6 protein-coding genes and 1 pseudogene are annotated in these 4,781 nt (G+C 43.5%); 3 read left to right on the top strand and 4 right to left on the bottom strand.

What is annotated here, in order from left to right; all coding sequences use genetic code 11:
* Window positions 1-1,739: pseudogene (locus H6G92_RS38200) on the top strand (bifunctional DNA primase/helicase); the annotation flags it as partial.
* A gap of 3 nt (window positions 1,740-1,742) precedes the next feature.
* On the opposite strand, the gene H6G92_RS40730 reads toward H6G92_RS38200, so the two are convergent.
* Together H6G92_RS40730 and H6G92_RS38195 are read right to left on the bottom strand one after the other, a co-directional pair.
* Complete coding sequence (locus H6G92_RS40730) at window positions 1,743-1,874, bottom strand: hypothetical protein (RefSeq protein ID WP_277926955.1); 132 nt, start codon at window positions 1,872-1,874, stop codon at window positions 1,743-1,745.
* Between the two features lie 37 nt (window positions 1,875-1,911).
* A complete protein-coding gene (locus tag H6G92_RS38195) occupies window positions 1,912-2,562 on the bottom strand; it encodes a tyrosine-type recombinase/integrase (protein WP_190901992.1) in 651 nt (216 codons plus the stop codon).
* Window positions 2,563-3,016: 454 nt separating this feature from the next.
* Between H6G92_RS38195 and H6G92_RS38190 the strand changes: the two genes are divergently transcribed.
* A complete protein-coding gene (locus tag H6G92_RS38190; RefSeq protein ID WP_190901990.1) occupies window positions 3,017-3,409 on the top strand; it encodes a hypothetical protein in 393 nt (130 codons plus the stop codon).
* Between the two features lie 310 nt (window positions 3,410-3,719).
* On the opposite strand, the gene H6G92_RS38185 is transcribed toward H6G92_RS38190, so the two are convergent.
* On the bottom strand, window positions 3,720-3,983 hold the full coding sequence (locus H6G92_RS38185; RefSeq protein ID WP_190901988.1) for a transposase: 264 nt from the start codon (window positions 3,981-3,983) through the stop codon (window positions 3,720-3,722).
* On the bottom strand, window positions 3,937-4,149 hold the full coding sequence (locus H6G92_RS41290; RefSeq protein WP_390625548.1) for a hypothetical protein: 213 nt from the start codon (window positions 4,147-4,149) through the stop codon (window positions 3,937-3,939). The genes H6G92_RS38185 and H6G92_RS41290 overlap by 47 nt, the downstream gene beginning before the upstream one ends.
* Here H6G92_RS41290 and H6G92_RS40130 point away from each other — a divergent pair.
* Window positions 4,047-4,328, top strand: a complete 282-nt coding sequence (locus H6G92_RS40130; protein WP_242059524.1) for a hypothetical protein — start codon at window positions 4,047-4,049, stop codon at window positions 4,326-4,328. The genes H6G92_RS41290 and H6G92_RS40130 overlap by 103 nt on opposite strands.
* The last annotated feature ends 453 nt before the right edge of the window (window positions 4,329-4,781 follow it).

Raw genomic sequence — 4,781 nt, 5'->3', positions numbered from 1 at the left:
TGATGCTTGGTGAGAAAGTCATGGTTGCAAGTGACAGTAAGCGTTTCATCAAAAAACTCGACAAATCCTTTACTATCAACTACGAAGAATCTAACTCCGAAAAATCACATACACCAAAAAAATGGCGTATCTGGTCTGTTCATTCAGATAATTCTGGCAGTGATGAAAATGTTGCTTTCATCAAAGATATCACCAACGCCGTCAAAAACTTTGATGCCTTGTTCACTTCTCCTAGCCTGGGGACTGGTGTCGATATTTCCCAGTATCATTTTGACTTAGTATTTGGTGTGTTTCACGGCGTTTCCCAAACTGCTACTGAGTGTGCCCAACAGCTTTACCGTTATCGTCCAAAAGTCCCGTTTCATATTTGGGTGGCCCCACGTCCTCCCTTTGGTTACAAGGATACAAACGCATCCAAGATTAAAGAGCGCTTGCTCCAAACTAATGAAATGACTGCTTTTCTGTTGCGGATTGACAGAGAAACGGGTAAGCGGGGAGCGGAGAAAGATTGGGCGCTTGAGGCTTACTGCCAAATTCTCGGCAACCGCCACTATTCTCTCAATAATCTCCGCGATGACTTGCGATCGCTCCTCACCGAAATGGGCAATACATTTATATATGTGGGCAGTGAAGATGATGAGCAATCTCTTGAAAGTCTTAAAGCAGCAGCACAAGCTTTGGATAGTGCCCACAATTCGGCTGTTGCCAAAGCTAACAATATTACTTTGAGCGAGTACCGTGCCCGTCAGAGCAAAGATTACCTTGACCCTAATGAAATTTTTGAATGTGAAAAGTTTCGCATTTCTGATTCTTACGGCATCGAAGTAACCGAATCGCTCGTAGAAATGGATAAAGGTGGTCGCTTAATAAGAGCGATCGCCGGACTTGAGGCAATTTTAGCCCCACCCGAAGAATCGTTTACTGACCCCAAAACTGGGCAAACTTATCCTACCCCACCAACAATTGTCACCCAAAAAGACCGCACCGAGCGCGACAATCTACCTTTGTCCATCGACTGGGGCAATTACTCCGCACGCTGGCTGGCTAGATTTAACCTGGGACTGCATCAAATTCTCACTTCTTTAGTTGCGGGAGAGGAATTTACCGCCTCGGATTCCACCTTACTTAAGATGAGGGACATCGCTATACATTGTGCTGCTCACGTCAAAGCAATTCTTGGGTTTACTATTCCACATGATTGTAAACCTATTTGGTTGCTAGGAACTTTAGTAGAGCAGCTGGGGCTAAAACTGACCTTCCGTAAGCAGGGTAAGCGGGGTCAACAGGTGAAACTTTTCTCTTTATCTAAAGAGCAATTGGAATTTGCAATGCATGTAATTGCTCATCGTGAAACGAAGCGTAATCAAAAAGAAAACCGAACCTGTTATGCTCCCCAAACCCCTACTGTGTATAGTGTAAACCCTAATCAGCAACCCGTATCCGCCCCCCCCCTTGATGCTATAGGGAACTCCCATTGCCTAGGGGAGGATACTACCGAATTTGAGTCGCCTCCGACCGATCGCATTATGCTACTCCACTGCGTAGAAATACTTCGCTCTGGTATTTCTCGTGGAGTGGATGCAATTAAAGGCATTCTCAAGCGATGGCAGAGTGATTTGCGCTGGGAAACGGTGCTGGAACTTGAAGCGATCGCCGCGAGTGAACTGCGACTTGTCGAGGATCAAGTCCCGGAATTTTATGCCTTGCTGAATGAAGAGGTGTTGCCGATGGAGGGATAAAGCCTACGCCGCGACAGAGTTACGTAAATAAAGAGCAATCTGTGCCTCATTTTTATCATTGGCTATCGCTTGAGGTGTTGCCGATGGAATTGTAAATGACTTTTTGGGAAAATCCTTATAGTCTTTATCTGGCATAACTCCTGTCTAGATCGTCTTTCGTACATTTTCCGATCTAGAACTCTGTGAATAACTCTGTATGATTCTCATCTACCAAGTCATTTTTACTGCTGCTAACTGATGGCGGTGTCAGCATTGACAATGCCGCGATCGCACCCCGAACTTGCGACGCTTCTACGTCAAGATACTCTTGCAGTTGCTCCAAGCTTCGATGTCCGCTGATTTGCTGAATTACTCTCAGTGGAATTCGCGCATTGCTCATCAGCGTCAGTGCAGTTCTCCGGCAGCTGTGAGTACTTGCGCCTTCAATGTCTACTAGTTTGCACCCTCTCCGAAAAATCAGTGCCGCATAATCCTCATGCAAATGACCACGGCCCCAGCGTCCAGGAAAGAGATAACTATCACGAGAAACTTTGGGTTTATACAATTCCAGGTGATGCCGCAGTTCATCCAGCACAGGAATTGTACGAGTGGACAGCTTTCCCTTCGTGCTGCCTTTGCGAATATTCAGCTCTGGTCTGACTTTGCTTCTGCTGTCATAAACATCCTGAATTTTGAGGGTGACGCATTCGGAGACACGACAGGCAGTGTACAGCATCACTGCACCAAGTGTTCTATCCCGGACTGTGGTTAACCCCGAAGTAAACAGACGCTGGATTTCTTCCGGCGACAAAACCTTTGCCTTCCCGTGACGGTCAATTTTCACCTCAGATGCACACTCCGCGATAGTTAATTATTATCGCCGATGCTCCCGTCCCAAAATTTATTTTGATGTAAAGTTTAAGCTCTGTTCAATTTTGTGAGAAATCCAGGGTATCTAATTGATGGGGCAAGTTGTTTAACGAACAGAATACATGCGTCAGTCGCCATAATTCAGAATTGAATTCTATGCGAGTGGTGGATAGCGGAGCGTAAAGCCTGCGGCATAGCTACGCTTAGAGCGAGTCATCGAGCGTCTGAATAAAAGGGTTTAAGTCCCCCACTAAATCTCCGATTTAGTGGTCTTTAATTTAATGAGTGGTGGGTCTGAATCCCCCACTCATTAATTCTGACTCCTGAATTCTGACTTCTGAATTCTTCTTTAATTCTCCCCTAATTCTCCCCTTTTGATTTTTAAACTTCTAAAACTGATTACACTTGATCTAACAAAGGATAACTCTATGAGGTTTGTTACCTTAATAGATTCTGTACTGATTGTTGCTTGTATTACTCTGATGCCCGGTGTTGCTGATGCTCAAACAGATACTACCATCAGCAGTAAACGAATAGCTGTGAATTCCAACAATTTACCCACTAATTATACTAGTGTTAGTTACCTAGAACCTTTGGATCTTGTTTCTTATGCTTACCAAGGGGGTCTTTTACAAGAGGGTATTCCGAGTGGAGGAACACTGGTACTAAAAACTCTGTGCAAAAATATTATTGCAAAAGATTTGGTAAGAGCTGCTGTAAATGCAGATAAATTACCAGCACAAGTTTTGAACGACCAAAATTATCTAAATGCTGTGGCGTTACAACTTGAAGTATTACCTGATGACGCTGCCCTTGATTGAAATCCCAAGCAGATGAAATTCTGGTGATGAAATTCTGGTGTGAAGTTAGCAGAACCTATCCCACTAATAAAATTCTGTTAATCCAGATATGAATTGTGGCAAGAGCAACAAAAGCGTTGAAACAGGCAGCAATCCTCTCCCACCGAACAACAAGCCTGCGGTATTTTCGTTGGAACCACGCGAAACAACGTTCCTGTTGAAAACGTGGAACTGAGATTTTAATTGGTCTACCCCGATTTTTCTTTTTCTTCCAAACGCGCTTAGGCCATTGTGGTCTGATACCACGTTTACGTAAAGCGGCACGTTTTTCCTATGAGTCATAGCCCTTATCAGCAGCAAGCACTTTCAGACGTTTACGAGGTCTACCAGGCCTATTAGTTTTGACTTTAACGCTATCGAGCAGCGGAATCACTTGATCTCGCTCACTACCATTGGCGGGTGTTGTGCAATTAGCTAAAGGCATTCCATTCCCGTCAGTTATGGTATGTATCAAAATTCCTTTGCCCTTATGACCATACGCAACATTCTCACCACCACCTTTCCCAGGGGGAAAAAGACCCGTCAACCGCGCCATAACTCCAATTGATTAATCCTCTTTCTTCTGCAATTCCCAAGATGCGTGCTTGTAAATTTTCTAATGTTCCATCTGCTTGCCAACGCTTTAGCCATCTGTGTGCTGAACTTTTTGATGCCCAATTTTTTCCTCTGGGAACATCACACCAACGACATCCTGTTATCAATATATACAGCAATGTGTTCAGTACATGGCGAAATGGTGCATGAGGCATTCCGCGTTAGCGAAGCTTACCGAAGGTATCGCGTTTTTCTGGTTCTTGAGGGAATATATCTTGAAACAACCTCCATTCTAAATCGCTTAATCCTTCAAACCGCCCAGCCATACCGTGTTACACCTTTCTGATTTGAAAAGCAGATTATCACATTTCTGGTATTAGTGGGATAGATTCCAGAACTCTCTTAGGACTTACGGGCCAAATCTAGCCTAAATCTATGTCAATAAGCAGCTATGAATGCGACTAATTTGGAGCTTATTGAGAACAGAATCTTTTTGTTGAGATGATGGGTCTGCCCTGTACAAAGGTGCTTATTTTAAAGAACTTGTACAAAATTCTCCCGTGCTTCTGTTGCTTCGGTGCTAAATGACACCTTATCCGAATAACCCGCTATTTAATCGCTATCATGCCATAAAACTATAGAGTCATTTACAGTTTATTTTTTGAGAGTGGTTGTCCATTAAAGAATTATTTGTCACTTTTAAATAATTACTGTCAAGTGGTATATGAGGCTAAAAGCCTGATAGATACAGGGGTTAGTGCTTTTTGCTGCTTTTGTATTTTTTGAACGTTATTAAATA

Origin of the sequence: Nostoc foliaceum FACHB-393, from assembly GCF_014698505.1 — a bacterium.
GTDB lineage: Bacteria > Cyanobacteriota > Cyanobacteriia > Cyanobacteriales > Nostocaceae > Nostoc > Nostoc foliaceum_A.
This window is presented reverse-complemented; position numbering and strand designations above follow the sequence as displayed.